This window comes from Streptomyces sp. NPDC001796, from assembly GCF_042892355.1.
GTDB lineage: Bacteria > Actinomycetota > Actinomycetes > Streptomycetales > Streptomycetaceae > Streptomyces.
This window is the reverse complement of record NZ_JBIAUC010000010.1, coordinates 196,362-221,898: the sequence shown is the minus strand read 5'-3', so window position 1 is coordinate 221,898 and position 25,537 is coordinate 196,362. Positions and strand designations below refer to the sequence as shown.

At 72.0% G+C, this 25,537-nt stretch carries 24 protein-coding genes; 9 read left to right on the top strand and 15 right to left on the bottom strand.

The genetic code is table 11. The features are described 5' to 3' along the window. Positions 1 to 10: 10 nt before the first annotated feature. Entirely contained in the window at positions 11 to 1,723 is a 1,713-nt protein-coding gene (locus ACFYZE_RS22075; protein WP_388996573.1) for a cation acetate symporter, read from the top strand. Next, positions 1,720 to 2,925 (top strand): sensor histidine kinase, encoded by a 1,206-nt coding sequence (locus tag ACFYZE_RS22070; protein WP_388996570.1) that lies wholly within the window; start codon positions 1,720 to 1,722, stop codon positions 2,923 to 2,925. Before ACFYZE_RS22075 ends, ACFYZE_RS22070 begins: the two co-directional genes overlap by 4 nt. A gap of 15 nt (positions 2,926 to 2,940) precedes the next feature. On the opposite strand, the gene ACFYZE_RS22065 is transcribed toward ACFYZE_RS22070, so the two are convergent. The 7 genes from ACFYZE_RS22065 to ACFYZE_RS22035 form a co-directional block, all read right to left on the bottom strand. Continuing rightward, a complete protein-coding gene (locus ACFYZE_RS22065; protein WP_388996567.1) occupies positions 2,941 to 3,102 on the bottom strand; it encodes a hypothetical protein in 162 nt (53 codons plus the stop codon). Between the two features lie 13 nt (positions 3,103 to 3,115). Then, positions 3,116 to 4,936, bottom strand: a complete 1,821-nt coding sequence (locus ACFYZE_RS22060) for a protein kinase (protein WP_388996565.1) — start codon at positions 4,934 to 4,936, stop codon at positions 3,116 to 3,118. A gap of 55 nt (positions 4,937 to 4,991) precedes the next feature. After that, on the bottom strand, positions 4,992 to 6,563 hold the full coding sequence (locus ACFYZE_RS22055; RefSeq protein WP_388996707.1) for a DUF6777 domain-containing protein: 1,572 nt from the start codon (positions 6,561 to 6,563) through the stop codon (positions 4,992 to 4,994). Between the two features lie 133 nt (positions 6,564 to 6,696). Next, the gene (locus ACFYZE_RS22050; RefSeq protein WP_388996562.1) at positions 6,697 to 7,647 is read right to left on the bottom strand and encodes a cytochrome c oxidase assembly protein; all 951 of its coding nucleotides are present in this window, start codon (positions 7,645 to 7,647) and stop codon (positions 6,697 to 6,699) included. A 120-nt stretch (positions 7,648 to 7,767) separates the two neighbouring features. Beyond that, positions 7,768 to 8,793, bottom strand: coding sequence for a 6-phosphofructokinase (locus ACFYZE_RS22045; RefSeq protein WP_388996559.1), 1,026 nt, complete (start codon positions 8,791 to 8,793; stop codon positions 7,768 to 7,770). 289 nt (positions 8,794 to 9,082) lie between these two features. Continuing rightward, a complete protein-coding gene (locus ACFYZE_RS22040; protein ID WP_388996556.1) occupies positions 9,083 to 9,811 on the bottom strand; it encodes a type 1 glutamine amidotransferase in 729 nt (242 codons plus the stop codon). 19 nt (positions 9,812 to 9,830) lie between these two features. Then, the gene (locus tag ACFYZE_RS22035; protein WP_388996554.1) at positions 9,831 to 11,069 is read right to left on the bottom strand and encodes a MurT ligase domain-containing protein; all 1,239 of its coding nucleotides are present in this window, start codon (positions 11,067 to 11,069) and stop codon (positions 9,831 to 9,833) included. A gap of 142 nt (positions 11,070 to 11,211) precedes the next feature. On the opposite strand from ACFYZE_RS22035, the gene def reads away from it, so the two are divergent. Next, positions 11,212 to 11,751: a peptide deformylase gene (gene def, locus ACFYZE_RS22030; protein WP_388996551.1), complete on the top strand. Its 540-nt coding sequence runs from the start codon at positions 11,212 to 11,214 to the stop codon at positions 11,749 to 11,751. 63 nt (positions 11,752 to 11,814) lie between these two features. Here def and ACFYZE_RS22025 read toward each other — a convergent pair whose 3' ends face one another. Then, positions 11,815 to 12,459: a TetR family transcriptional regulator gene (locus ACFYZE_RS22025; protein ID WP_200422164.1), complete on the bottom strand. Its 645-nt coding sequence runs from the start codon at positions 12,457 to 12,459 to the stop codon at positions 11,815 to 11,817. 188 nt (positions 12,460 to 12,647) lie between these two features. Between ACFYZE_RS22025 and ACFYZE_RS22020 the strand changes: the two genes are divergently transcribed. Next, on the top strand, positions 12,648 to 13,874 hold the full coding sequence (locus ACFYZE_RS22020) for an acyl-CoA dehydrogenase family protein (RefSeq protein ID WP_388996548.1): 1,227 nt from the start codon (positions 12,648 to 12,650) through the stop codon (positions 13,872 to 13,874). A gap of 18 nt (positions 13,875 to 13,892) precedes the next feature. On the opposite strand, the gene ACFYZE_RS22015 is transcribed toward ACFYZE_RS22020, so the two are convergent. Genes ACFYZE_RS22015 through ACFYZE_RS22005 form a run of 3 tightly spaced genes read right to left on the bottom strand, consistent with a single transcriptional unit; the run spans position 13,893 to position 16,836 of the window. Next, positions 13,893 to 14,432: a cupin domain-containing protein gene (locus ACFYZE_RS22015; RefSeq protein WP_388996545.1), complete on the bottom strand. Its 540-nt coding sequence runs from the start codon at positions 14,430 to 14,432 to the stop codon at positions 13,893 to 13,895. A gap of 6 nt (positions 14,433 to 14,438) precedes the next feature. Then, the gene (locus ACFYZE_RS22010; RefSeq protein WP_388996542.1) at positions 14,439 to 15,686 is read right to left on the bottom strand and encodes a cytochrome P450; all 1,248 of its coding nucleotides are present in this window, start codon (positions 15,684 to 15,686) and stop codon (positions 14,439 to 14,441) included. 1 nt (position 15,687) lies between these two features. Further along, entirely contained in the window at positions 15,688 to 16,836 is a 1,149-nt protein-coding gene (locus tag ACFYZE_RS22005; RefSeq protein WP_388996539.1) for a type III polyketide synthase, read from the bottom strand. Positions 16,837 to 16,953: 117 nt separating this feature from the next. Between ACFYZE_RS22005 and ACFYZE_RS22000 the strand changes: the two genes are divergently transcribed. After that, on the top strand, positions 16,954 to 17,619 hold the full coding sequence (locus ACFYZE_RS22000) for a transcriptional regulator (protein WP_388996536.1): 666 nt from the start codon (positions 16,954 to 16,956) through the stop codon (positions 17,617 to 17,619). A 21-nt stretch (positions 17,620 to 17,640) separates the two neighbouring features. Here the strand turns inward: ACFYZE_RS22000 and ACFYZE_RS21995 are convergent, their stop codons facing one another. The 4 genes from ACFYZE_RS21995 to ACFYZE_RS21980 all read right to left on the bottom strand — a co-directional run bounded on the left by ACFYZE_RS21995 (position 17,641) and on the right by ACFYZE_RS21980 (position 21,391). Further along, positions 17,641 to 17,871, bottom strand: a complete 231-nt coding sequence (locus ACFYZE_RS21995; protein WP_388996533.1) for a DUF6213 family protein — start codon at positions 17,869 to 17,871, stop codon at positions 17,641 to 17,643. Between the two features lie 25 nt (positions 17,872 to 17,896). Next, positions 17,897 to 19,282 (bottom strand): NADP-dependent succinic semialdehyde dehydrogenase, encoded by a 1,386-nt coding sequence (locus tag ACFYZE_RS21990; RefSeq protein ID WP_388996530.1) that lies wholly within the window; start codon positions 19,280 to 19,282, stop codon positions 17,897 to 17,899. A gap of 79 nt (positions 19,283 to 19,361) precedes the next feature. After that, positions 19,362 to 19,847, bottom strand: coding sequence for an NUDIX domain-containing protein (locus ACFYZE_RS21985; protein WP_388996527.1), 486 nt, complete (start codon positions 19,845 to 19,847; stop codon positions 19,362 to 19,364). Further along, positions 19,844 to 21,391, bottom strand: coding sequence for an ATP-dependent DNA ligase (locus tag ACFYZE_RS21980; RefSeq protein ID WP_388996524.1), 1,548 nt, complete (start codon positions 21,389 to 21,391; stop codon positions 19,844 to 19,846). Before ACFYZE_RS21980 ends, ACFYZE_RS21985 begins: the two co-directional genes overlap by 4 nt. A 116-nt stretch (positions 21,392 to 21,507) precedes the next feature. Here ACFYZE_RS21980 and ACFYZE_RS21975 point away from each other — a divergent pair, with 116 nt between their 5' ends. The 4 genes from ACFYZE_RS21975 (at position 21,508) to ACFYZE_RS21960 (ending at position 25,416) form a co-directional block, all read left to right on the top strand. Further along, the gene (locus ACFYZE_RS21975; RefSeq protein WP_388996521.1) at positions 21,508 to 22,080 is read left to right on the top strand and encodes a helix-turn-helix domain-containing protein; all 573 of its coding nucleotides are present in this window, start codon (positions 21,508 to 21,510) and stop codon (positions 22,078 to 22,080) included. A gap of 83 nt (positions 22,081 to 22,163) precedes the next feature. Continuing rightward, positions 22,164 to 23,135 (top strand): NADPH:quinone oxidoreductase family protein, encoded by a 972-nt coding sequence (locus ACFYZE_RS21970; RefSeq protein WP_388996518.1) that lies wholly within the window; start codon positions 22,164 to 22,166, stop codon positions 23,133 to 23,135. Next, positions 23,132 to 24,313: an acyl-CoA dehydrogenase family protein gene (locus ACFYZE_RS21965; RefSeq protein ID WP_388996514.1), complete on the top strand. Its 1,182-nt coding sequence runs from the start codon at positions 23,132 to 23,134 to the stop codon at positions 24,311 to 24,313. Before ACFYZE_RS21970 ends, ACFYZE_RS21965 begins: the two co-directional genes overlap by 4 nt. Continuing rightward, complete coding sequence (locus ACFYZE_RS21960; protein ID WP_388996512.1) at positions 24,310 to 25,416, top strand: acyl-CoA dehydrogenase family protein; 1,107 nt, start codon at positions 24,310 to 24,312, stop codon at positions 25,414 to 25,416. Before ACFYZE_RS21965 ends, ACFYZE_RS21960 begins: the two co-directional genes overlap by 4 nt. Positions 25,417 to 25,537: the final 121 nt, after the last annotated feature.

The following is a 25,537-nucleotide window of genomic DNA, read 5'->3' as shown; positions in this document are numbered from 1 at the left end:
GGCCAGAGCCGTGAACCAGAACTACTCAGTCCCCGCCGTCGCCCTCGTCGTCCTCGCGACCGTCCTCGTCGGCGCCTTCGGTTTGCGCGTCTCCCGCACCACCTCGGACTTCTACGTCGCCTCCCGGGCCGTCGGCCCCCGCCTGAACGCGACCGCGATCAGCGGCGAGTACCTGTCCGCGGCCTCCTTCCTCGGTATCGCCGGACTCGTCCTCGTCCAGGGCCCGGACATGCTCTGGTACCCGGTCGGCTACACGGCCGGCTACCTCGTCCTGCTGCTGTTCGTCGCCGCGCCGCTGCGCCGCTCCGGCGCCTACACCCTGCCCGACTTCGCCGAGGCCCGGCTCGCCTCCCAGCCGGTGCGGCGGCTCGCCGGAGCGTTCGTCGTCGGCGTCGGCTGGCTGTACCTGCTGCCCCAGCTCCAGGGCGCCGGACTCACCCTGGCCGTGCTGACCGGGGCTCCCCAGCAGCTCGGTGGGATCATCGTCGCCGTCGTCGTGGTGGCGACCGTCGCCGCGGGCGGCATGCGCAGCATCACCTTCGTCCAGGCGTTCCAGTACTGGCTGAAACTCACCGCCCTGCTCGTCCCCGCCCTGTTCCTGGTGCTGGCCTGGCAGGGCGACGGCGCACCCCGCGGAGCGTTCGCCGAACCGGCGACCTTCCGCGAGCACCGCGTGGTGCGCATCGACGACACCCTCGACCTGACCCTGTCCCGCCCGCTCGCCGTCAGCGCCTCGGGCACCGTCGACGGCCGCCGGTACGACGGACGGCGCGCGAACCTCGCCGCCGGCACCCATCGCATCGAGCGCGGCACCCGGCTGACCTTCACCCGCGGCGATCCCGTCCCCGTCGCCGAGCACGGCGGCAACGGCGGCATGTCGACCTCGCTCGTCTCCGGTCGCGCGGAACGCCCGCTGTACGCCACCTACGGGCTGATCCTCGCCACCTTCCTCGGCACCATGGGCCTGCCCCACGTCGTCGTCCGCTTCTACACCAGCCCGCACGGGGTCGCCGCCCGCCGCACCACCGTGGCCGTACTCGCCCTGATCGGTGCGTTCTACCTCCTGCCGCCCGTCTACGGCGCCCTGGGCCGGCTCTACGCCCCCGAACTGACCCTCACCGGCGACGCCGACGCCGCCGTCCTCCTCCTGCCCGACCGGATGATCGGCGGATTCGGCGGGGACCTGCTGGGCGCACTGGTCGCGGGCGGAGCCTTCGCCGCGTTCCTGTCCACCGCCTCCGGGCTGACCATGGCGGTGGCCGGGGTGCTCGCCCAGGACGTGCTGCCGACGCGGGGCGTGCGGCACTTCCGGCTCGGCACGCTGATGGCGATGGCGGTGCCGCTGGCGGCGAGCGTGCTGGTCGGCGGGCTGCCGGTGGCCGACGCGGTGGGCCTCGCCTTCGCGGTGTCCGCGTCGTCGTTCTGCCCGCTGCTCGTGCTCGGCATCTGGTGGCGCCGGCTCACCCCGCCGGGCGCCGCGGCCGGGATGCTCGCCGGAGGCGGTGCGGCGTTCCTCGCGGTGGCGGCCACCATGGCGGGCTACCCCGGCAGCGGTACCCTGCACGCCCTGCTCGCCTGGCCCGCGCTGTGGTCGGTGCCGCTGGGCTTCCTGACCATGGTGCTGGTGTCCCTGGCCACGCCCGGGCGGGTGCCGGCCGGGACTGCGGCGATCCTGGCCCGGTTCCACCTGCCCGAGGAACTGCGGGCGGAGGTGACGGCGTGAGCGGCTTCCTCGCCGGACTGTGCGTGGCCGTCCTGCCTCTGCTGGCCGCAGGGTTCTGGCTCGGTCGGCGCACCGCCCGACCCGAGCGCCTCGGCGGACTCGGCACCCCCGTCGAGCACGCCACCTTCCAGACCCTGCACACCGCCTCCCTGGCCGCACCCGCGCTGCGTGCCGGGCTCACCGAGGAGACCGCCCGCAAGTCCGCGCGACGGCTGCGCTCCCTGCTCGGCACCGACGCGCTCTGCCTCACCGACCGGGAGACCGTGCTGGCCTGGGACGGCGCGGGGGAGCACCACCGGGAGGAGGTGCTCCAGCGGCTCACGGGCCCCTTGGAGACCGGCCGCGGCGAGGCCTTCCGGCTGACCTGCGACGCGCCCGACTGCCCGCTGCGCTGGGCCGTGGTCGCACCGCTCACCGTCGACGACCGCGTCCACGGCGCGCTGGTCGCCTGCGCGCCCCGTGAGTCCGCGGTCCTCGTCCGCGCCGCGGGGGAGGTGGCGCGCTGGGTCTCCGTACAACTGGAGCTGGCGGACCTCGACCGGTCCCGTACGCGGCTCATCGAGGCCGAGATCAGGGCCCTGCGCGCCCAGATCTCCCCGCACTTCATCTTCAACTCGCTGGCCGTCATCGCCTCGTTCGTGCGCACCGACCCCGAGCGCGCCCGTGAACTCCTTCTGGAGTTCGCCGACTTCACCCGCTACTCGTTCCGCCGGCACGGCGACTTCACCACGCTCGCCGACGAACTCCACGCCATCGACCACTACTTGGCGCTGGTCAGGGCACGCTTCGGTGACCGGCTCACCGTCACCCTGCAGATCGCGCCGGAGGTGCTGCCGGTCGCCCTGCCCTTCCTCTGCCTCCAGCCGCTCGTCGAGAACGCCGTCAAGCACGGCCTGGAGGGCACCACCGACCAGCGGCACATCGGCATCACCGCGCAGGACGCGGGCGCCGAGGCCCTGGTCGTCATCGAGGACGACGGCGCGGGAATGGACCCGGAGCTGCTGCGCCGCATCCTCGCCGGGGAGATCAGCCCGTCCGGCGGGATCGGACTGTCCAACGTCGACGACCGGCTGCGCCAGGTCTACGGCGACGACCACGGGCTCGTCATCGAGACCGCGCCGGGGGCGGGCATGAAGATCACGATCCGATTGCCGAAGTACCAGCCGGGGGTGCACTCGGCGGGGCGGCTGCCGCGCCCGTGAGAGTCTGTGTCCCAGTCAGGGACTGCGGGTGGTGACCACCATGCCGAGCGTGATCAGGCCGAGGACGATCCAGCCGAACCACAGCCAGCCGCTGCTGCCGAGCGCCACCGTGTAGGCCGTCACCACGACGAGCGCACCGACGGTGAGCACCCCCATCGCCTTCGTGGAACCGGGCATGGCAACACCCTCCTCATGGTTCGTCCTTACCCATGGTGCCCCCGTTCTGCTTGCGCACGGTGCAGACGACCAGATGAGTTCCGGACAACCAGGCGCTCGTGCCCGTCCAGGACGCGGCTTCATAGCGGGACGGGTCGAAGCCGTAGTCCTTCGGCGGCACGTCCCGCGCGCACGCCGCGTCGGACAGACTCTTGGCCTCGGTCAGGGTGGTGTCGGGACCGAGCCGGGTGAAGCCGAGCACCTGCTGGTCGTGTGTGCCCGTGCAGGAGACCAGGCGGGCGACCCGCAGGGAGGGCGCGTCCAGGCAGTCCCGTTTCTGCATGTCGGCCGTGTCGGCGAACGGCATCCCCGGCTTGCGGTGGTCCCCGAGCGGCCCGTACACCGGCCCGTGCGCGCCCAGCACCAGACACGCGGTGCGCCGCCCGGCCGCCTCGAATCCGGCCCGGGTCGGGACGATGGCGTAACCGCGCACGTCGGCGAGCTTCCCGCGGACCTCCTGGGTGCGCTGCTCGCACGCGTCGGGCCCGTGCCGACGGGCCTCGTCCGCGGACGGGCTGGTGACGAGCGCCATCACCTGCCCGTCCGGGGTCCTCTCGGAGCAGCTCGGATCCACGGTCAGCCGCGGAGGACCGCTCTGGAAGGGGCTCCCGGGCCAGTCGGCGACCACACAGTCACCGTCCTTCAGGGGCCGCGCGAGGCCGACGGCGTCCCCGTACGGTTCGGCCGCCCCACCGCCTGACGGGTGCACCACCGCGTACCAGACCCCGCCCAGGGCGAGCACCAGGCCCAGGGCGCAGGCCAGGAGGGCGCGCAGGAGGTGCGCGCGTCCCGGGTGGGGTGCTTGCCCGTTCCACGGGGAGGCCGCGGCCGGGGACATCGGCAGGCCGCCTGCCGTCGGGCTGTGCGAGGTCCGGGTCGGCGCGTGCGGACGTGCCCACCGCGTCCGCGAGCCCGGAACCGGGCGGCTGGGAGCCGCGATCGCCGTCAGGGCCGCCGCCGTGTCCGCCGCCGTGATCCGCAGGGCCGGGTCCTTGACCAGTACGGCGGACAGCAGTCGCCCCAGAGCCCCGGCCCGCAACGGAGGCCGGGGCTCTTCCAGGACCACCGCGGTGATCTCGGCGAGCTGGGTGTCCCGTTCGAAGGGCCCGCACCCCTCGACCGTGAAGTACAGGGTGCAGCCCAGTGAGAACAGGTCGGCCGCCGCGGTGGGCGGACCGCCGGTCGCACGCTCGGGCGCCAGATAGCCGGGCGTGCCGACGAGTGCGGACGTCAGTGTGTACCGGGGCTCGCCCGCGTCCGGCTGCACCGAGATGCCGTAGTCGGTGAGCAGGACCCGGGCGTGCGGGGCCCCTCCGCGGTCCGGCGCCAGCAGGATGTTCGCCGGCTTCACGTCCCGGTGCATGACGCCCCTTTCGTGTCCGGCGGTCAGGGCGTCCAGCACGGCGAGCCCGATGCGGGCACACTCCGAGGGGGCCAGCGGGCCGCGACTGCGGACCAGTTCCCGCAGGTCGAGCGCGCCCGGGACGTACTCCATGACGATCCACGGCAGGCCCTCGTGCTCCAGCACGTCGTGCACGGTCACCACGTGCGGATGCCCGCGCAGCCCGGCCGCGTGCCGGGCCTCGGCGCGGGCGCGGGCGACCCGGGCTGCCCGTTCCTCGATCGCCTCCACCGGGTTGCGGAACACGACCTCCTTGAGGGCGACCTCGCAGTCCAGCCGCTGGTCATGGGCGCGCCACACATGGCCCATTGCGCCGCTGCCGAGCCGGTTGAGCAGGAGGTAACGACCGGCGATGGTCCGGCCCACTCCCGACTGCGGTGATCCTGATGGCATCGCGTCGCTCCCCGGTCTGATGCGGCGGTCTGTGCGGGATGTCCGGGCCGGCCGATCACGTGCTGTGCGTGACCGGTGGCGCACCGGTGGTCGGTGCGCCGGTGGCGGGCTTGCTCGTGGCCGGTCTCCCGGTCGGCGGCGTGCCGGTCGACGGCCTGCCGGGTTCGGGCGCCGAGGTGGCGGGCTTCGACGGCTTGGACGAGGCGGGGGGCTTGGACGAGGCGGGGGGCTTTGACGGGCCGGGGGGCTCGGACGAGTCGGGCGGCTTCGAGGGTCCGGGCGACCTGGACGAGCCGGACGTCTTGGAAGGGCCGGACGTCTTGGAAGGGCCGGGTGCCGACGTCGCGGGCGCGCTGCTCGAGTCCGGTTTGCCGGTGGTCGGGGAACCGGTCGCCCCGGGCGCCGTACCGGACGGAGCCTCGCTGCCCGACGCGGGCGGGTGGGTGGTCCTGGACGGTGAGGAACCGCCCGAGGTGCTTGCGCCGCCCCCCGGTGGCGAGGAGGAGCCCGGTGGCGAGGAGGAGCCGGAGCCGCCCGACGCCGGCGGGGAGGACACCTTCCCGCTGTCGGCCGGCGTCGAGGGCGAGGTGCTGCCGCCCTTCCCCGGGGTCGTCGTCCCGCCCGACGACGGGGGAGTGGACGTCGCCCTCGTGCCGCCGGTTCCGGCCGCCGTGGCGGTGTCCACCGACAGCGTGACGTACTGTCCGAACGCCAGCTCGGTGCCCGGCCCGGGATCCGAACCCGTGACCACGGCCTCGTCGGGCGGCGCCCCCTTCCCGGCGTAGGCGACCGCGAGTCCCAGGTCCGTCAGCCGCCGGCCGGCCTCGGCGAACGGCATCCCCGTCACCCGGGGCACCCGGTGCCGCACCCGGGCGTCGAAGGGGGAGTCGTGACCACCGGCCGTCCCGACGGGCCGGCTGATCCCGCGGCCCGGGTCGTCGACGTCGACGAGCACCAGCCGGGTCAGCGGTCGCGGCGCGGGCCTGACCGCAACCACCGAGGAACGGTCGTATCCGGCCCATTTCCTGTTGCCGTCCTCGAACGTGACCGAAATCCGTGTGGTGTCGCCCTGGAACGGGCGCAGTGGGTTTCCGCAGGAGCATTTGACCGTGGGCTGCCCCTGGTCGTTCACCAATACGGCGATTCCGGCCTGGAGCAGCGAGTTGAAAGGGGTGGCCCTGCCCTTCTTGTAGTCGTGGTTCTGAACGAGAGTGTCGTGACGCAGCAGGACCGGTGTGAGCCGGTCGAGATAGTCGGGGATCTGCGCCTGGGGAATTCCGAGGACCTGCGCCCAGACCTTCGCCTTGCGGTCGTTCGCGGGATCGGTGAGGAATTCCTTCAGCCGCTCGACGTCACAGATCGTGGGCTGCCGGGAACCGCCGTAGAGGCCGGGCGTGTTCCCGGCCTGCAGGCCTCCGGGCACCTCCCGGATGCGGACCGTGGCATCGCGCCCGAGACCGCTGCGCTCGTCGAAGAAGGGATTCAGCGACGGAATCCCGACGGCGACGGCCTTCACCACGAACGTCTGTGCGCTTTTTCCGCATCCGGCGACGACCAGTACCGCGAGCAGCAGAACGCCGATCCTTCGGGCCAGGGATTTCCCCGCCCTGTGCAGAGACACGCGCATTGTCATCACCGCTCCCCCCTGCGGTCCCCCGCGCCCTGCAGAGCGGCGGCAGGGCGTCACCGCACCAGGCTACCGAATGGAGCGGTACTTCAGGCAGCCTGAAAAGAAAGGGAATTCAGCGCTGTGACGGAACTCAGCGGCCGCGTGCGTTGAGTGAGGCCAGATAGGCGTTGTACGCCTCGAGTTCCTTGTCTCCGTCACGGTCGGCGGCCCGGTCCTTCCGCTTGGCCTGCCGCTGCTCGGACCTGTACCACTGGAACAGCAGCGCGAGCAGCACCAGCACGGACGGGACCTCGCTGAACGCCCAGGCGATGCCGCCCGCCGACGTCTGGTCCGCCAGGGCGTCGATGCCGAGTGAGGCGGGCGGGTGCCGGTAGGCGTCGACCATCGGTGTGGACGCCATCATCAGGGCGATACCGAAGAACGCGTGGAACGGCATGCCCGCGAACAGCTCCAGCATCCGCATCAGATGTCCGGGCCGGTGCGGGCCCGGGTCGACGCCCATGATGGGCCAGAAGAACACCAGACCGACGGCGAGGAAGTGCACCATCATCGCGATGTGCCCGGCCTTGGACTCCATCAGGAAGTCGAAGATCGGGGTGAAGTACAGCCCGTACAGGCTCGCGATGAACAGCGGGATGGTGAACGCCGGGTGCGTGATGATCCGCAGGTAGCGGCTGTGCAGCAGCATCAGCAGCAGCTCGCGGGGCCCCTTGCGGCCACGGCCCGCGGTCGGCAGGGCGCGCAGTGCCAGGGTGATCGGCGCACCGAGCAGGATCAGGATCGGCGCCAGCATGCTGATCAGCATGTGCTGCACCATGTGCACGCTGAACATGACCATGCCGTAGTCGTTCAGCCTGGTGCACATCGTGAGCAGCACGATCAGTACGCCGACGACATAGGCGAGGGTACGGCCGGCCGGCCACTTGTCCCCGCGGCGCACGAGCCGGACGACTCCCCACCCGTACAGAGCGAGGCCCACCAGGCAGGCGACGAGGAAGAACGGGTCCGTCGACCAGACGAGCCCCCGCCCCAGCGTGAACGGCGGCAGATCCATGGTCATGCCGTGCCCGCTGTGATCCATCCGCCGGCTCCTGTTTCGTGGGGGTTGTGCGCTGTCTGTCCACAGCTGTCTGTCCGCACCCAGAGTAGAACCGCCCCCGGCCGCGGCTGCGACCGGGGGCGGCTGAAGCCTGCCGATGCGTTACAGAACACACTCCGCCTCGGCGTAGCGCTCCATCGGCACCGTCTTGAGCGTCTCCACCGCCTCCGCCAGCGACACCATCACGATCTTCGTGCCGTGCAGCGCGGTCATCATGCCGAACTCGCCCCGGTGCACGGCCTCGACCGCATGCCACCCGAACCGCGTCGCCAGCACCCGGTCGTACGCCGTGGGCGTACCGCCACGCTGCACATGGCCGAGGATCACCGGGCGGGCCTCCTTGCCGAGCCGCTGCTCCAGCTCCAGGGAGAGCTGCCGGGCGATCCCGGCGAACCGCTCGTGCCCGTAGATGTCCTTGCCGCCCTCGTCGAACTCCATCGTGCCGGGCTTCGGCTTGGCCCCCTCCGCGGCGACGACGATGGCGAACCGCTTGCCCGCGGCGAACCGTTCGCCGACCCGGGCGGCCAACTCCTCGATGTCGAAGGGGCGTTCCGGCACGACGATCGCGTGGGCGCCGGCCGCCATGCCGGAGTGCAGCGCGATCCAGCCGGTGTGGCGGCCCATGACCTCCACGATCAGCACCCGCTGGTGGGACTCGGCGGTGGTCTTCAGCCGGTCCAGAGCCTCGGTGGCCACGCCGACGGCCGTGTCGAAGCCGAAGGTGACGTCCGTGACGGCGATGTCGTTGTCGATGGTCTTCGGCACGCCGACGATCGGCAGACCGTTGTCGGACAGCAGCCGGGCCGCCTTGAGCGTGCCCTCACCGCCGATCGGGATGATCGCGTCGAGACCCAGCTCCTCGACATGGCCCCGGGCCCGCTCCACGCCGTCCCGAAGGTGCTCGGGACGGACCCGGGAGGAGCCGAGGATGGTGCCGCCGCGGGCCAGGATGCCGCTGACCGCGTCCAGGTCGAGCTTGAGGTAGTCGCACTCCAGGAGACCCTTCCAGCCGTCCCGGAAGCCGATGACCTCGTCGCCGTGGTCGGCGACGGCGCGGTGCACGACGGACCGGATGACGGCGTTCAGACCGGGGCAGTCACCGCCGGACGTGAGGACACCAATGCGCATAGCCCGAAATACCTTCTCAACGTGGGCACGGGACCGGACCGCGCTGTCCGGCTCGATCCCCGCCACCCTACCGGCGAAGGGGGGCGGGGAGGCACCGTGCGTCCGCCTGCTGGACGCGCCCGCTCAGCTGTGCGGACGCACCGTCAGACGGGCCGGTTGCCGCAGGTTGGCCGGCCGGTGTACGGCCCGCCGGACGCAACCCTGCGGAACCGTTTCCGCCGGGCTGCGGCGAGGTGTGCCCGTACCGGCTCGCCCGGCTGTGCCCGCGCGGGCTGCTGCGCGGCTCTGCCTACGCGGGCTGCTGCGCCGCCGTGATGCGCTCGTTGCGCAGCGCCTCGTACCAGCGGTCGTCGACCGGCGGCAGCGCGTTGACGTCCAGCGCCAGCTTCAGCAGCAGGTCCGCGATCTGCGGGTTGCGCGCCAGCACGGGACCGTGCATGTACGTGCCGAAGACCGTGTCGTTGTACGCGCCCTCCGTGCCGTCGCCCGTGCCGTTGCCCTTGCCGAGCTTCACCTGCGCGAACGGGCGCGCGGTCGGGCCGAGGTGGGTGACGCCCTGGTGGTTCTCGAAGCCGGTGAGCGGGGGCAGGCCGAGGCGCGGGTCGATGTCCGCGAGGACGTCGCCGACGCACCGCTCGCCCTCGCCGCGCACCGAGACCACGTCGAGCAGGCCGAGGCCCGGCTCGCGCTGCCCGAGGTCGTTGATGAACTCGTGGCCGAGGATCTGGTAGCCGGCGCAGACGGAGAAGACGATCGCGCCGTTCTCCACGGCCCGGTACAGATGCCCGTCACGGCGCAGCCGCTCGGCCGCGAGCCGCTGCGGACGGTCCTCGCCGCCGCCGATCAGGTAGATGTCGCCGGAGGTCGGGATCGGCTGGTCGCTGCGCACGTCGAGGCGCGCCACGTCGAGGCCGCGCTGACGGGCCCGGCGCTCCACGACGAGCGCGTTGCCCTGGTCGCCGTAGGTGCTCAGCAGGTCCGGGTAGATCCACACCAGACGCAGCTGGTTGTCACTCATCGATGATCGTCCTTCGTGATCAGTTGCCGACGCGGCGGCGCAGGTCCTGGAACGCGGTGTAGTTGGCGATGACCTCGATCCGGCCCGGCGGCGCGACCTGCACCGCCTGGTCGAGGTTCTCGCAGACCTGGAAGGACTGGTTCGCGACCTCCAGGCGCACGGCGAGGTCCAGCTTGCGGTCGCCGATGACGAAGATCGGGTGGCCGGTCAGCCGTGTGTAGTCGACGTCCCACAGCCAGGAGGTGTCGGTGCCGTCGGCCGAGCGCGCGTTCACGGAGAGGATCACCGGGGTCGGCGGCGGGTCGATCAGCGAGAACGTCTCCAGCCAGCCGGCCGGGTTCTTCGCCAGCAACAGCCGCAGGTCCCGGTTCTGGAACTGGACGACGTCGTAGCGTCCGGCCACCGCCTGCACCTGGTACATGCGCTCCAGCGCGACCTGCGGGGGCACGCCGAACACGGCGGCGACCGCGGCCGAGGTGGCGGCGTTCGCCTTGTTGGCGCGGCCCGGCAGCTGGAGGTGGATGGGCCAGGCGGAGCCGTGCGGGTCGAGGACGTGGTCCCCGGACAGCGCCCAGCTGGCGGTCGGCCGGCGGAAGCCGCACTCGCCGCAGTACCAGTCGTCGCCGGGGCGCTGCATCACACCGCCGCAGGACGGGCAGGACCAGGCGTCGTCCTTCCACATCTGGCCGGCTGCGACCCAGATCACATTGGGCGAGGAGGACGCGGCCCACACGACCAGCGGGTCGTCGGCGTTCGCGACGACGACGGCCTTGGACCCGGCCAGGCCCTCACGCCAGTTCTCGGCGAGCATACGGGTCTCGGCGGCGCGGTCGAGCTGGTCCCGGGAGAGGTTCAGCAGCGCGATGCACTTCGGGTCGGTGTCGCGGGCGACCCCGGCGAGGTACTTCTCGTCGACCTCGATCACACCGAACTTGGCGTCCGAACCGCCGGCCAGCGCCGAGGTGATGCCGGCGGGCATGTTGGCGCCGAGCGCGTTGGAGACGACCGGGCCCGCCGCGCGCAGCGCCTCCGCGATCAGCCGGGTGGTCGTGGTCTTGCCGTTGGTCGCCGAGACCAGTACGACGTCCAGGTTCTGGGCGAGCCGGGCGAGGAGGTCGGGGTCGAGCTTCAGCGCCACTCGGCCGCCGATCACCGAACCGCTGCCGCGCCCCGCGGCGCGCGATGCCGCAGCGACCGCCTTGCCCGCGGTCACGGCCAGCTTGGCCCGCGGCGTCAGCGGGTCCGAGTTGCCTGCCATCAGTTCTCGATCCTCCTTGCGTACAGCGCCGCGCCCTGTTCCGGCAACGTGTGGGCCTCAGCCTATCGAGATCCCCGCACGCCCCCGAACCGCGGCACCACCCCGGCGCCCGCGCGGCCCTGCCGACCGTACCCTTGCCGGCATGCCACATCGCACCATCCCGGGCGCCCGAGGGCGCGTCCGGCCCATCACCGTGCTCGGCGACCGCGTACTGCGCGAGCCGTGCCGGGACGTCACCGACTTCGGCCCCGAACTCGCCCGGCTCGTCGAGGACATGTTCGCGACGATGTATGCCGCACGGGGGGTCGGCCTGGCCGCGAATCAGGTCGGCGAGCCGTTGCGGGTGTTCGTGTACGACTGTCCGGACGACGAGGACGTCCGTCATCTGGGGCACGTGGTCAACCCACGCCTTGTGGCGGCGGACGGTGTGGTGCTGCGCGGTCCGGAGGGGTGCTTGTCCCTGCCGGGGCTCGAGGCGGGGACGGAGCGGTACGACAGGGCTGTCGTAGAGGGGTTCACGGTGCAGGGGGAGCCGGTGCGGGTGGAGGGCACCGGGTGGTTCGCCCGGTGCCTGCAGCACGAGTGCGATCACCTGGCCGGTGGTCTGTACGTGGATCACCTCTCGGGGTGGCGCAGGCGGAGGGCGTTGCGGCAGGCCGCGCGAGCGCCGTGGGGGCGATGAACGTCGGCGACCGCTCGCCGCTTCGGCCGGTCGCGCAGTTCCGCGCCCCCTGAGGGGCGCGCCTCAGAACCCGGGGCCTCCTATACGGTCCCCGGCCGCAGCCAGACGACCCCACAGCAAGTCCGCCAAACTCCGGACCAACTCCGCCCGCGAGCACGGCCGTTCCCCCAGCCACCAGTCGCCGGCGGCGTGCATCATGCCGACGATGCCGTGGCCCCACACCCGCGCCAGCTGGTGGGTGTCCGGGCCGAGGTCCAGGCGTTCCTCGATGACCTGGGCCAGTTCCTCACCCATGCGGCGCAGCAGCGGGATCGAGTGGCGGCCGGTGTCGAAGCCCTGGTCGTTCTGCGAGCCGCCCTCCGCCGGATGCATCAGGAAGCGGTACACCTGCGGCCGTGCCTCGATCGCCGCCAGGTACGTGTCCAGCGTGGACTCCACGCGCTCGCGCCGGTCCGCCGGGGCGTCCAGCGCCGCCCTCAGCGAGTCGAGCAGCGCGTCCGTGTGGCGTTTGGCGAGCGCCGCGTACAGCCCGCCCTTGTCGCCGAAGTGGCGGTAGAGGATCGGCTTGGTGATGCCGGCCTCGGCGGCGATGGCGTTCATCGAGGCCCCGGGGCCGTCGCGCAGCACCACTCGGTCGGCGGCCTCGAGCAATTCTCGCCGTCGGCGGTCGGCGGACCGCTCCTGATCGGTCCGCTGCGTGGTGTCCATCATCTCTCCCCACCCGTCCTGATTCGGTGACGCCTGCGCAAAGTAACACTGAATGGCGGGTCGGTATCGAACGAGCTGCCGACTCACCAAGGCGGCGGACCGGCAGGCCCGGGAGTTGACTTCTCCTACTGGTGAGTAACAGACTTCTGTTACCGCAAGTAACACGTTAGCGCAGTGCTGGAGGGGACATGGCCGAGTTCACCATGGAGCTCAACGACGAACAGAAGGAGGTCCGGGACTGGCTGCACGGCTTCGCCGCCGATGTCATCCGCCCCGCGGCCGCCGAATGGGACGAGCGTGAGGAGACTCCCTGGCCGGTCATCCAGGAGGCCGCGAAGGTCGGCATCTACTCCCTCGACTTCTACGCCCAGCAGTACTTCGACGCCACGGGGCTCGGCATCCCCATGGCGATGGAGGAGCTGTTCTGGGGTGACGCGGGCATCGCCCTGTCGATCGTCGGCACCGGACTCGCCGCCGTCGGCGTCCTCGCCAACGGCACCGAGGAGCAGATCGGTACCTGGATCCCCCAGATGTACGGCGACGCCGACGACGTCAAGGTGGCCGCCTTCTGCTCCTCCGAGCCCGACGCCGGCTCCGACGTCGCCTCCATGCGCACGCGCGCCGTCTACGACGAGGCCAAGGACGAGTGGGTGATCAACGGCACCAAGACCTGGGCGACCAACGGCGGCATCGCCAACGTCCACGTCGTGGTCGCGGTCGTCGACCCCGAGCTCGGCTCCAAGGGCCACGCGTCCTTCATCGTCCCGCCGAACACGCCGGGCCTCGCCCAGGGCCAGAAGTTCAAGAAGCACGGCATCCGCGCCTCGCACACCGCCGAGGTGATCCTCGACAACGTCCGCGTCCCCGGCTCGTGCCTGCTGGGCGGCAAGGAAAAGCTGGACGAGCGGCTCGCTCGCGCCCGGGAGAAGGCGAAGAAGGGCGGCGAGCGCGTGAAGAACGCGGCCATGGCCACGTTCGAGGCGTCCCGCCCGGCCGTCGGCGCGATGGCCGTGGGCACTGCCCGCGCCGCCTACGAGGTCGCCCTCGACTACGCCGGGACGCGCGAGCAGTTCGGACGGCCGATCATCGACAACCAGGGCGTCGCCTTCCAGCTCGCGGACATGCGGACGCAGATCGACGCGGCGCGGCTGCTGGTGTGGCGGGCGTCGTGGATGGCGGTCAACGGCAAGCCGTTCACCGCTGCCGAGGGGTCTATGTCGAAGCTGTTCGCGAGTGAGACGGCGAAGAAGGTCACGGCGCAGGCGATACAGATCCTCGGGGGCAACGGGTACACCCGGGAGTACCCCGTGGAGCGTATGCACCGGGATGCGGCCATCTACACGATCTTCGAAGGCACGAGCGAGATCCAGCGGCTGGTGATCGCCCGGACGATCTCGGGCATGCCCATTCGCTGAGGTCCCTCACCACAGGCTCTAACGGTGCTTGAGCGGCGTCAGCTGCTCGATGTCGTACCGCCTCCGCAGCGCCTCGATCGCCTCCTGGTCCGGTGGGCCCCCGTTGCCCAGGATCTCCAGGAGCTCTTCGAAGTAGCGTTCGTGGTCCGGGGGCGGGGACGCCTGGAAGAACATCTTCGCCGGGGTCTCCGTCGGGTTCGCGAAGGCGTGGGGGCAGCCGGGGGGTACGACGATGACCGTGCCCGGGGTGGCGCGGAGCACCCGGCGGCCCGAGCTCGACTCCCACTTCTGCCAGTTGTCGGGGGTCCGTACGCGCGGCTCGAAGGCGAGCACGTCCAGCTCGCCCTCGAGCACGTAGAACAACTCCTCGCTGCGCGTGTGCACATGGGCGCCGACGTCGAAGCCCGGCGGTACGATCACCTCGAACGTGGACGCCATGCGCGAGTGCGAGCCCGTCACCTTGAACGTCACGTGCTGGGCCGGTGTCTGGACCACACGTCCATGACCCGGAGGCACGAACAGTCCCTCGGTGGCCACTGGTCTGTCAGTCGTCGTCATGAGCGCTCACCACGTCACGGGAAGGGCCTCGGGCCCGCGGGTCAGCGCGCCCTCGCGGAACGGGACCTCATCCGGCGGCACCGCGAGCCGCAGCCCCGGCACCCGGTCCAGGAGGGCGTCCAGCAGCATCTCGGACGCCATCCTGGTCGGCATGCCGCCCGGGCATCGATGCGGGCCGGAGCCGAACGCCACATGCGGGTTCGGGTAGCGCGCGAAGTCGATCGTCTCCGGGTCCGGGAAGACGCCCGGGTCGCGGTTCGCCGCGGCGTACGACACATACACCGCCTCACCCCTCCGGATCCGTACGCCCCCGACCTCCACGTCCTGCGTCGCGACCCGGGGCGGTCCCACGGCGTTGCGGTGCGGGACGTAGCGCAGCAGTTCGTCGATGGCCTGCGGGCGGATCGCCGGCTCGGCCCGCAGACGTTGGGTCAGATCCGGGCGGGTGAGCAGCAGGTGGAAGATCCGGCCGGTGTGGCCGGTGACCGCCTCCGCGCCGATCTGCAGCAGCACCGCGAGGCCGGCCGCCTCGTCGAGTGCCACCTCACCCAGGCCGACGGCGGCCCCGAGCAGCGAGACGACGTCCTCGCCGGTGGCGCTCTCGTGGGCGCCGATCAGGCCGGTGAAGTACGCGCTCATCTCGTCCCTGGCCCGCTCACCGGCCTTCGTGCCGTGCGCGGGGGAGAGGATGAGCCGGGTCCAGGTGCGCATGTCGTGCCGGTCGGCGGCCGGGACTCCCATCAGCTCGCAGATCACCGCACCGGGGAACGGGCCGAGGACCGCCGCGGTGAGGTCGGCGGGAGGCCCGTCCTGGAGCAGTTCGTCCACCAGTTCGTCGAGCATGCGCCGCGCCGTCTCGCGCACCCGCTCGACGCCGCGCGCCGTGAAGGCCGCGGCGACCGAGCGGCGCGGCCGGGCAGGGTCGGACGGGTTCGGGAAGGCGACCGCGTCCCGCTGCGGGACGACGTGCGGGGCGAGCCGGGCCGGCCGACCGTCCCTGACCGGCTCATGGCCGAACCGGGGGTCGTTCGTGACCGCGCGCACATCGTCGTAGCGGGTCACGAGCCAGGCCCAGCCCTCGCCGTCCGGCCGCCCGACCCGGATGACCGGGCCTTCGCGCATCAGCTCGGCCAGGTCCGGGTCGAAGCCCGGGCCGGGCGGGTGGAGGGCGGGCCAGGGGCGGACCGGCGGCAGGCTCCCGCCGCTCGTCCCCCCGGCCGCGGCGCGCCGCCTGTCGTCCGTGTCGGTGGTCATCTCATTTCTTCCCGTTCCCGGAGATGTGCCAGCGGCCCAGCGCCATCTCCGCCGTGATGCCCGGTCCGAAACCGGCCAGCAGCCCGCGTGCCGCGTGTTCGGCACCGCCCGACTCGAACAGCCTGCGCAGCGCGTCCAGGACGACGGCGCTCGCGATGTTGCCGTACTCGGTGAGCGTAGCCCGGCTGAACCGGAACGCCTCCGACGGCACGTGCAGGAACTTGCTCAGGTCGTCCAGGATGCGCGGGCCGCCCGCGTGGACGATGTAGAAGTCCAGCTCGGAGGCGTCCCAGCCGTGCTGCCTGGCCAGTCCGTCGAGCGCCGGAGCCAGCGGTTCCATCGTGGTGGGCACCCGCTTGTCCAGGAGGAAGTGGAATCCGGTGGCCCGAACGTCGTACGCGATCCACTCCTCGGTCTTCGGGATCAGGTACGAGGCGTTGCGCTCCAGCTTCACGCCGGTGCCGCCCTTGCCGCGCACGACCGCCGCCGCGATGCCGTCGCCGAACAGGCCGTTGGAGAGCAGCGAGCCGACGCCCAGGTCGGTGGGCTGGTAGCACAGCGAGCAGAACTCGCAGGCCACGATGAGAGCGTTGGCGTCGGGGTAGGCCGTGCAGAAGTCGTGCGCCCGGTTGATGGCTGCGCCGCCGGCGGCGCAGCCCAACTGGGCTATGGGTATCTGCCGGGTGTCGGTGCTGAAGCCCATCGAGTTGATCAGCCACGCGGTCAGCGAGGGCATCATGAACCCGGTGCACGACACGTAGATGATCACGTCGATGTCGGTGGTGAGCAGTTCGGCGTCGTCCAGCGCCTGCTGCACCACCGCGGGCACGCGGGCCTTCGCCTCGGCCTCGTAGAGGTTGTTGCGCTCCTCGAAGCCCGGGTGCTTCAGGGTCTCCTCGATCGGCTGCACGATGTGCCGGGTCTTGACCCCGGTGTTCGCGATGAGCCGCAGCGCAAGAGGGAGTTGGGGGTGGTCCGGGTGGCGGGAGCGCGCCAGGTCCAGCGTCTCCTCCATCGTGATCACGTGTTCCGGGACAGAAACCGCGGGCTTGCACAGAGTCGCCATGGAGCGCGCCTTCTTTCGCCTTGGCGGAGGACTCCTCGTCCTCCGGCGGAAGGGGGGTTCGTCACCCGTACGCGGGTGGTCCACCCACGATCACCCGGCGCAGCGGGGATATCTCGCGGTGCTACTCCGATCCAGTGGTGGACGTACAGTGACGACGTGTGCGCGAAGAGTCGCAGACCCGCGGTTTGAGGAGGAGAGCCGATGACAGCTACGGCCAGGGAACTGCTGGAGACGGCCACCGAGAGGCTCGCCCCCGACCCGCACGCCAACCGGCTGCTTCCGCTGATCGCCCGCGGGGCGGCCCGGCCCGCCACGCTCGCCGCCCTGGCCGCCGAACAGCGGGAGGTGATCGCCTCCGACCGCCGGGCGTTCCAGCACCTCGCCGAGCGCTGCCGGGACCAGCCGGCGTGCGCGGACTTCTTCACCGCTCTCGCCGAGGCGGAGGCCGTGGCCCAGGACCGTCTGGGCGCGTACGCCGCCGCCTGCCAGGAGGCGAAGCCGGCCGGGTACGAGCCGATGGCGGACTGCCAGGGGTATGCCGCCTACGTGGCCTGGCTGGCCCTGAACGGGGAACCGGCCGACGTCGTCCTGGCCCTGAGCGCGAACTTCGCGACCTGGGGCGACTACTGCGCCAGGATCGCGCAGGCGCTGCGCGACTACTACGGCTTCACCGACGAGGCCTGCGCCTTCTTCGACCTGTTCGCGGAGCCGTCCCCGGACCTGGACCGGAAGGCGAGCGCGGCCATCCAGGAGGGCCTTGACGCCGACCGCCTGAACGAGGAGCGCGCCCTCCGCTACGGCCGCCTGATCCAGAACCACGAGACCGCTTTCTGGCACGCGCTGTGGGAACTGGACGGCAAGGGCTGACCGCAGCGGTCCCGGGCAGCCCTACGAACCACTGCTGTGCGCGATGCACGCGACGTCGATCCGGTCCGCGAGCTTCGCCAGCTCGATGGCCAACGCGGCCACCGTGTCCTCGTCCAACCCCTGCTCCCCCTCCTCCACAAGCCGTACCCATCGACCGCCCAGCCTGCGCAGCAACTTGCTCACATCGGCGGCAGTCACCTGCAAGGTCCCGCGGTCGTCGACAATCAGAGGCAGGGTCACTTCGCGGTTCACAGAGGCGATCGTAACCGCGTGGCGCTCACGCCCCGTGCCACACGGTGGTGATGTTGCAGAACTCGCGGATTCCGTGCTCGGCCAGCTCGCGCCCGTAACCGGAGCGCTTGGCCCCGCCGAACGGGAACGCCGGGTGGGACGCCGTCATCCCATTGACGTACACCCCGCCGACCTCCAGGTCCTGCACGAAACGGTCCACTTCGGTCCCGTTGCGCGTCCAGACGTTCGAACTCAGTCCGAACGGCGAGTCGTTCGCGATCGCCACCGCCTCGTCCAGGTCCGCTGCCCGGTACAGCGTGGCCACCGGGCCGAACGCCTCCTCGTGGTGGATCCGCATCTCCGGGGTGATGTCCGCGAGGACGGTGGGCGGGTAGTACCAGCCCGACCGGTCGGGCCGCTCGCCGCCGCACAGCACGGTCGCGCCCGCCTCCACCGCGTCGTCGACGAGTTCCTCGAGGTCGGCCCGGCCCCGCTCGCTGTACAGCGGCCCGACCTCGGTCTCCTCCTCCATCGGGTCGCCGACCCTGAGCGCCTTCATCCCGGCCGTGAACCGCTCGGCGAACGCGTCGAACACGTCCGAGTGCACGATGAACCGCTTGGCGGCGATGCAGGACTGCCCGGTGTTCTGCACCCTGGCCGTCACCGCGACCTGCGCGGCCCGGTCCAGGTCTGCGGACGGCATGACGATGTAGGGGTCGCTGCCGCCCAGTTCCAGCACCGTCTTCTTGATCTCGTCCCCGGCGACCGAGGCGACGGACCGGCCCGCCGGCTCGCTGCCGGTGAGCGTGGCCGCCTTGACCCGCGGGTCGCGCAGCACCTTCTCGACCTCACCGGAGCCGATCAGCAGGGTCTGGAAGCAGCCCTCGGGGAAGCCCGCCCGGCGGAACAGGTCCTCCAGGTAGAGGGCGGTCTGCGGGACGTTGGAGGCGTGCTTGAGCAGGCCCACGTTGCCCGCCATCAGCGCGGGCGCCGCGAACCGGATCACCTGCCACAGCGGGAAGTTCCACGGCATCACGGCGAGCACCGGGCCGAGCGGCCGGTAGCGCACGATCACCCGGGAGGCGCCCGAGTCCTTCACGTCGACGTCGGGGGGCTCCTCGTCGGCGAGCAGCTCCTCGGCGCGGTCGGCGTACCAGCGCATGGCCTTGGCGCACTTGGCGGCCTCGGCGCGGGCCTGCTTGACCGGCTTGCCCATCTCGGTGGTGATCACCCGCGCGATGGCCTGCTGGTCCTCATCCAGCAGGTCGGCCGCCTTGCGCATGAGCAGCGCCCGCTCGGCGAACGTCGTGGTGCGATGGGTGCGGAACGCGGCCTCGGCGGCGGCGAGCCTGCGCTCGATCTCCTCCGCGCCCAGGGCGTCGTACGTCTTGAGCGTCTCGCCGGTCGCCGGGTTCACGGTGGCGATGGGCATGGCTGACCTCCTGGAAAGGCTTGTTTCGACCTTCCCGCGCGGCGGTGGCGGCCGCAACGCGGGCGGCGTTGTCCCGGTGTCATCGGACACCGCCCACGCTCGAGTGCTCCGCAAGCCGGTCCAGAAACGCCCTCTGCGCGCTCACGATCACCTCCCGGGCCCGGTCGAAGCCGAACCACGCCACCCGGTCCACCTCCGGGAACTCCTCCAGGCGCCCCGACTTCGGCGGCCACTCCATCGTGAAGGTGCCCGGCTCGATCGCAGCCGGGTCGAGGTCCGCCTCGATCGCCCAGGCGGTGACGGTCTTGCCGCCGCTCTGCCGCACCTCGCCGAGCGGGACGGCCTCCCCGTCGGGCGGAGGCAGCCCCAGCTCCTCCCGGAACTCGCGGCGGGCCGCGTCCCAGGACGGCTCGTCGGGGTCGTACTCGCCCTTGGGCACGGTCCACGCCCCGGCCTCGCGGCGGGCGAAGAACGGGCCGCCCATATGGGCCAGCAGGACCTCCGGACCGTGGTCGGTGCGCCGGAACAGCAGCAGACCCGCGCTGCGCCGGCTCCGCCCGCTCACGACGCCACCTCGGGGTGGGCGGCCAGCAGCGTCTCCACGGTGTCGGCCTCCTCGGGGCTCTTGTCCTCCCGGTAGCGCACCACCCGGGCGAAGCGCAGGGTGACGCCGGCCGGGTAGCGGGTGGAGCGCTGCAGCCCGTCGTAGGCGATCTCGACCACGAGTTCGGGCCGTACCTTCACCACCCAGCCGTTGTCCTCGACGGCCAGTTCCTTCAGCCGCTCGGTCTGCCAGGCCAGCATCGCGTCCGTCATGCCCTTGAACGTCTTGCCGAGCATCGCGAAGGAGCCGTCGGGGTTGCGGGCGCCGAGGTGGAGGTTGGACAGCTTGCCGGTGCGGCGACCGTGGCCCCACTCGGCGGCCAGCACCACCAGGTCGAGGGTGTGCACCGGTTTCACCTTGAGCCAGGAGGCGCCGCGCCGGCCCGCGCTGTAGGGGGCGTCGAGCGCCTTGGCCACCACGCCCTCGTGACCGCGCTTGAGTGTCTCGGTGAGGAAGGTCTCCGCGGCGGCGACGCCCTCGGGGTCCCCGGGGGCGTGCACGAGCGTGCGCCGCACCCGCATCGGTTCCGGGACCAGCCGGGCCAGCTCGGCGTGGCGGTCCGTGAACGGCAGGTCCAGCAGGTCCCGGCCGTCCACGGACAGCGCGTCGAAGAAGACAGGGGAGACGGGCACGGACGCGGCGGCCGTCGCCACGTCCACCCGGGAACCGACACGCCCCGAGGTCTCCTGGAACGAACGCGGCCTGCCGTCCTCGTCCAGGGCGATGACCTCGCCGTCCAGGATGAACCGCTCGCCCCGCATCTCGAGCGCGGCCGAGGTGATCTCCGGCAGCCGGTCGGTGATGTCGTCCAGGGTCCGGGTGTGGATGCGCACCTCGTCGCCGTCCCGGTGGACCTGGACGCGGATGCCGTCGAGCTTCTCCTCGACGGCGCACGCACCCAGCTTGCGGACGGCCTCGGCGACCGAGGACGCGGTCTGCGCGAGCATCGGCAGCACCGGCCGGCCGACCGTGAGCCGGAACGCCTCCAGGGCCGCCGGGCCGTCGGCGAGCAGGGCCCGCGCCACGGTCTGCAGCGATCCGGCGAGCATGACTGCCCGCCGTACGTCCGCCGGGTCGGCGCCCGTCGCCTCGGCCAGTCCCTCCACGGCGTGGGCGTCCAGCGCCCCCTGCCGCACCTCCCCGGTGAGCAGCCCGAACAGGAACCGCTGCTCCTCGGCGGTGGCCGCGGCCAGCAACGCGCCGACCAGCCTTTTGCGTTCCGCCTGCGAGCCGGTGCCGGTGACCGAGCCGATCCGGGTCAGCCGGGCGTCCACGTCCCGCACCGTGAGTGTGGGCTCCTCGGCCGGCGGTACGCCCTGGCCGAGGAGCTTCCAGCCGATGCCGAGCCGCCCCTGGGGCAGGCGTCCCGCCAGATACGGGATGACGATCGGCACGTCGTCCGCGTCGGCGGCCCGGAACAGCTCGGCGAGCAGCGCGATCTTCCGGGACCGTGCCGACGTGGCGGCGACCTCCTGGGACACACGGGCGAGCCGGCTCAGCAGCATGCAGTCATGGTGCACCTCGGCCGGCCTGCCTACACCTTCGTCTTCACCGGTCGGCGGCGAAGCAGCCCCGACGGTGCGGCATTGACAAATGGGTTTGCCGAAACTGCAATGCAGTCATGAGTACCGACGACGTTCTCGCGGGCGTGGGCCCGAGGCTGCGACGGATCCGCAAGGAGCGGGAGGTGACGCTGGCGGCGCTGTCGGAGGCCACCGGCATCTCCGTCAGCACCCTGTCCCGACTGGAGTCGGGCCTGCGCAGGCCCAGCCTCGAACTGCTGCTGCCGATCGCTCAGGCCCACCAGGTACCGCTGGACGAACTGGTGGGTGCGCCTCCGGTGGGGGACCCGCGGGTGCGCGCCGAGCCGATCGTCCGGGGCGGCCGCACCCACTGGCCGCTGACCCGGCAGCCCGGCGGCCTCCAGGCGTTCAAGGTCCTCGAACCGCAGCGCGAGCTCGAACCCGATCCGCGGACCCACGAGGGCTACGAGTGGCTGTACGTGCTGTCCGGAAAGCTGCGGCTGGTGCTGGGCGAGCACGACGTGGTGCTGACCGCGGGGGAGGCGGCGGAGTTCGACACGCGGGTGCCGCACTGGTTCGGGTCGACGGGGGAGGGGTCGGTGGAGTTCCTCAGCCTGTTCGGGCCGCAGGGGGAGCGGATGCACGTACGGGCGCGGCCCGCCCGTTCGTGACGCATCCGACTGTTCCCAATGGGCAAGCGACCGCTTAGTATGCGACGAGCCCGGTCGGACAGAGCAGTCGGTGGAGGCCCCGCATGCAGGCATGGCAAGTGCACGAGAACGGTGAGCCGAGTGAGGTGATGCGCCTCGCGGAGGTGGAGCGGCCCACGCCAGGTGACGGCCAGGTCCTGCTGAAGGTACGGGCGGCCAACGTCAACTTCCCGGACGCGCTGCTGTGCCGCGGGCAGTACCAGGTCCGCCCGCCGCTGCCCTTCACGCCGGGAGTGGAGATCTGCGGCGAGACCGAGGACGGGCGCCGCGTGATCGCCAACCCGGCGCTGCCGTACGGCGGCTTCGCCGAGTACGCGCTCGCGGACGCCGCGGCCCTGCTGCCCGCCCCGGATTCCCTCGACGACTCCGAGGCCGCCGCCCTGCACATCGGCTACCAGACGGGCTGGTTCGGTCTGCACCGCCGGGCCGGGCTGGAAGCCGGCGAGACGCTGCTCGTCCACGCTGCCGCAGGAGGGGTCGGCAGCGCGGCCGTACAGCTCGGCAAGGCGGCCGGTGCGAGGGTCATCGGCGTCGTCGGGGGCGCGGACAAGGCGGCCGTCGCCCGGGAGCTCGGCTGTGACGTGGTGATCGACCGGCGCGCCGAGGACGTCGTCGCCGCGGTGAAGGAGGCCACCGGCGGCCGGGGCGCCGACGTGATCTACGACCCGGTGGGCGGGGAGGCCTACGCGCAGTCCGCGAAGGTCGTCGCCTTCGAGGGCCGGATCGTCGTCGTGGGCTTCGCCAGCGGGTCCATCCCCAGCCCGGCGCTCAACCACGCCCTGGTCAAGAACTACTCGATCCTCGGCCTGCACTGGGGCCTGTACAACACCAAGAACCCGAAGCTGGTCCAGCACTGCCACGAGCAGCTCACCGAGCTGGCCGCCCGCGGCGCCATCAAGCCCCTGGTGAGTGAGCGTGTCCCGCTGAGCGGTGCCGCGGCCGCCGTGCAGCGCGTGGCCGACGGCGTGACGACCGGCCGGGTCGCCGTCGTCCTGGAGAACGGAGCCGCCGCATGACCGACGTCGCAGAACTGCGCCGCCGTACCCGGGAGTTGCTCGCTGCGCACCCGCCGGCGACCACCGACCGCCTCGAGTTCCTCAGGGCCCGCTTCGACGCCGGACTCGCCTGGGTCCACTACCCGGAGGGCCTCGGCGGCCTCGGCGCCACCCGCTCCCTCCAGGCCGTCGTGGACGCCGAGCTGGAGGCCGCCGGGGCCCCCGACAACGACCCCCGCCGCATCGGCATCGGGCTCGGCATGGCCGCGCCGACGATCCTGCGCTACGGCACCGAGGAGCAGAAGCGGCGCTATCTCAGGCCGCTGTGGACGGGGGAGGAGGTGTGGTGCCAGCTGTTCAGCGAGCCGGGCGCCGGATCGGACCTCGCCGCCCTCGGCACGCGGGCCGTCCGGGACGGCGAGGACTGGGTCGTGAGCGGTCAGAAGGTGTGGACGTCCAGCGCCCACATCGCCCGTTGGGCCATCCTCATCGCCCGCACGGACCCGGACGTGCCCAAGCACCAGGGCATCACCTACTTCATCTGCGACATGACCGACCCCGGCGTCGAGGTCCGGCCGCTGCGCCAGATCACCGGTGAGGCCGAGTTCAACGAGGTCTTCCTCACCGACGTCCGCATCCCCGACGACCGCCGCCTCGGCGACGTCGGAGACGGCTGGCGGGTCGCGCAGACCACGCTGATGAACGAGCGGGTGTCCATCGGCGGGATGCGCATCCCGCGCGAGGGTGGCATGATCGGCCCGGTCGCCAGGACCTGGCGCGAGCGCCCCGAACTGCGCACCCACGACCTGCATCAGCGGCTGCTGAGGCTGTGGGTCGAGGCCGAGGTCGTCCGGCTCACCGGCGAACGGCTGCGCCAGCAGCTCGCCGTGGGCCAGCCCGGACCCGAGGGCTCCGGCATGAAGCTCGCCTTCGCCCGCCTCAACCAGGAGATCAGCGGCCTGGAGGTCGAACTGCGCGGCGAGGAGGGCCTGCTGTACGACGACTGGACCCTTCGCCGGCCCGAACTCGTCGACTTCACCGGCCGTGACGCCGGCTACCGCTACCTCCGCTCCAAGGGAAACAGCATCGAGGGCGGGACCAGCGAGGTCCTGCTGAACATCGTCGCCGAGCGCGTCCTGGGCCTGCCCGCCGAGCCGCGCACCGACAAGGACGTCGCATGGAAGGACCTGGCCCGATGAGCACGACGAGCACGCAGCCCGATCTGCTCTACTCGGAGGAGGAAGAGGCGCTGCGCTCCGCCGTCCGCGACCTCCTCAGGGACCACTGCGACCCCGCGGGCGTGGTCGCGCGCATCGAGTCGGACGCCCCGCACGACCGCTCGCTGTGGCAGGCACTCGCGGACGGCATGGGGCTCGCCGGTCTGCTGGTACCGGAGTCCCTGGGCGGCCATGGCGCCTCGCACCGCGAAGCCGCCGTGGTCCTGGAGGAGTTGGGGCGCGCGGTCGCCCCGGTGCCGTACCTGACGAGCGCGGTCGTGGCGACCGAGGCCCTGCTCGCCTGCGACAGCGACGAGGCCGCCAAGCTGCTGACGGAGCTCGCGTCCGGGCGGACCGTGGCCGTGCTCGCGGTCGGGCTGTCCGCCGGGCCCGGCGCCGCCCACGGCGTCGTACGACAGGAAAACGGCGCGCTGCACGGGGAACTGAGCGCCGTCGCCGACGCGGCCGCAGCCGATGTGCTGCTGGTCCCGGTGGACGACTCAGGCCTGTACGCCGTGGACGCGGCCGCCGTCACGATCACCCCGCAGGTGGCCCTCGACCTCACCCGCCCGCCGGCCACGGTCACCCTCGACGGCGCGCCCGGGCGCCTGGTCACCGCGGACGCCGCACCGGCCCTGCGACGAGCCCTGCGGGCCGGCGCGGGACTGCTGGCCTCCGAGCAACTCGGCGTCGCCGACTGGTGCCTGACGGAGACCGTGCGCTATCTGAAGGAGCGCAAGCAGTTCAACCGGCCCGTCGGCGGTTTCCAGGCGCTCAAGCACCGGCTCGCACAGCTGTGGCTGGAGGTCGCGGGCCTGCGGGCCGCCGCCCGCCACGCGGCCGACGCGCTCGCCACGGACAGCGAGGACACGGACATCGCGGTCGCCGTCGCCGAGGCGTACGCGGCACCCGTCGCCGTCCGTGCCGCCGAGGAGGCCCTGCAACTGCACGGCGGGATCGGCATGACCTGGGAGCACCCGGTCCACCTGTATCTGAAGCGGGCCAAGGCGGATTCGATCGCCTACGGCACGGCGGGCGCCCACCTCGAGGCGCTGGCCGACCTGGTCGACCTCCAGGCCCCCTGATGTGACGCCCGGGAGAAGCCCGCCCGGCCCGGGGCGGGCTTTTCCGTGTGCGCCCGGCGAGCGAGATGAACGAGGGACGGCGGTCCGGCCAACTCCCCGCCGGCCCCTGCTTCCCAAGCCG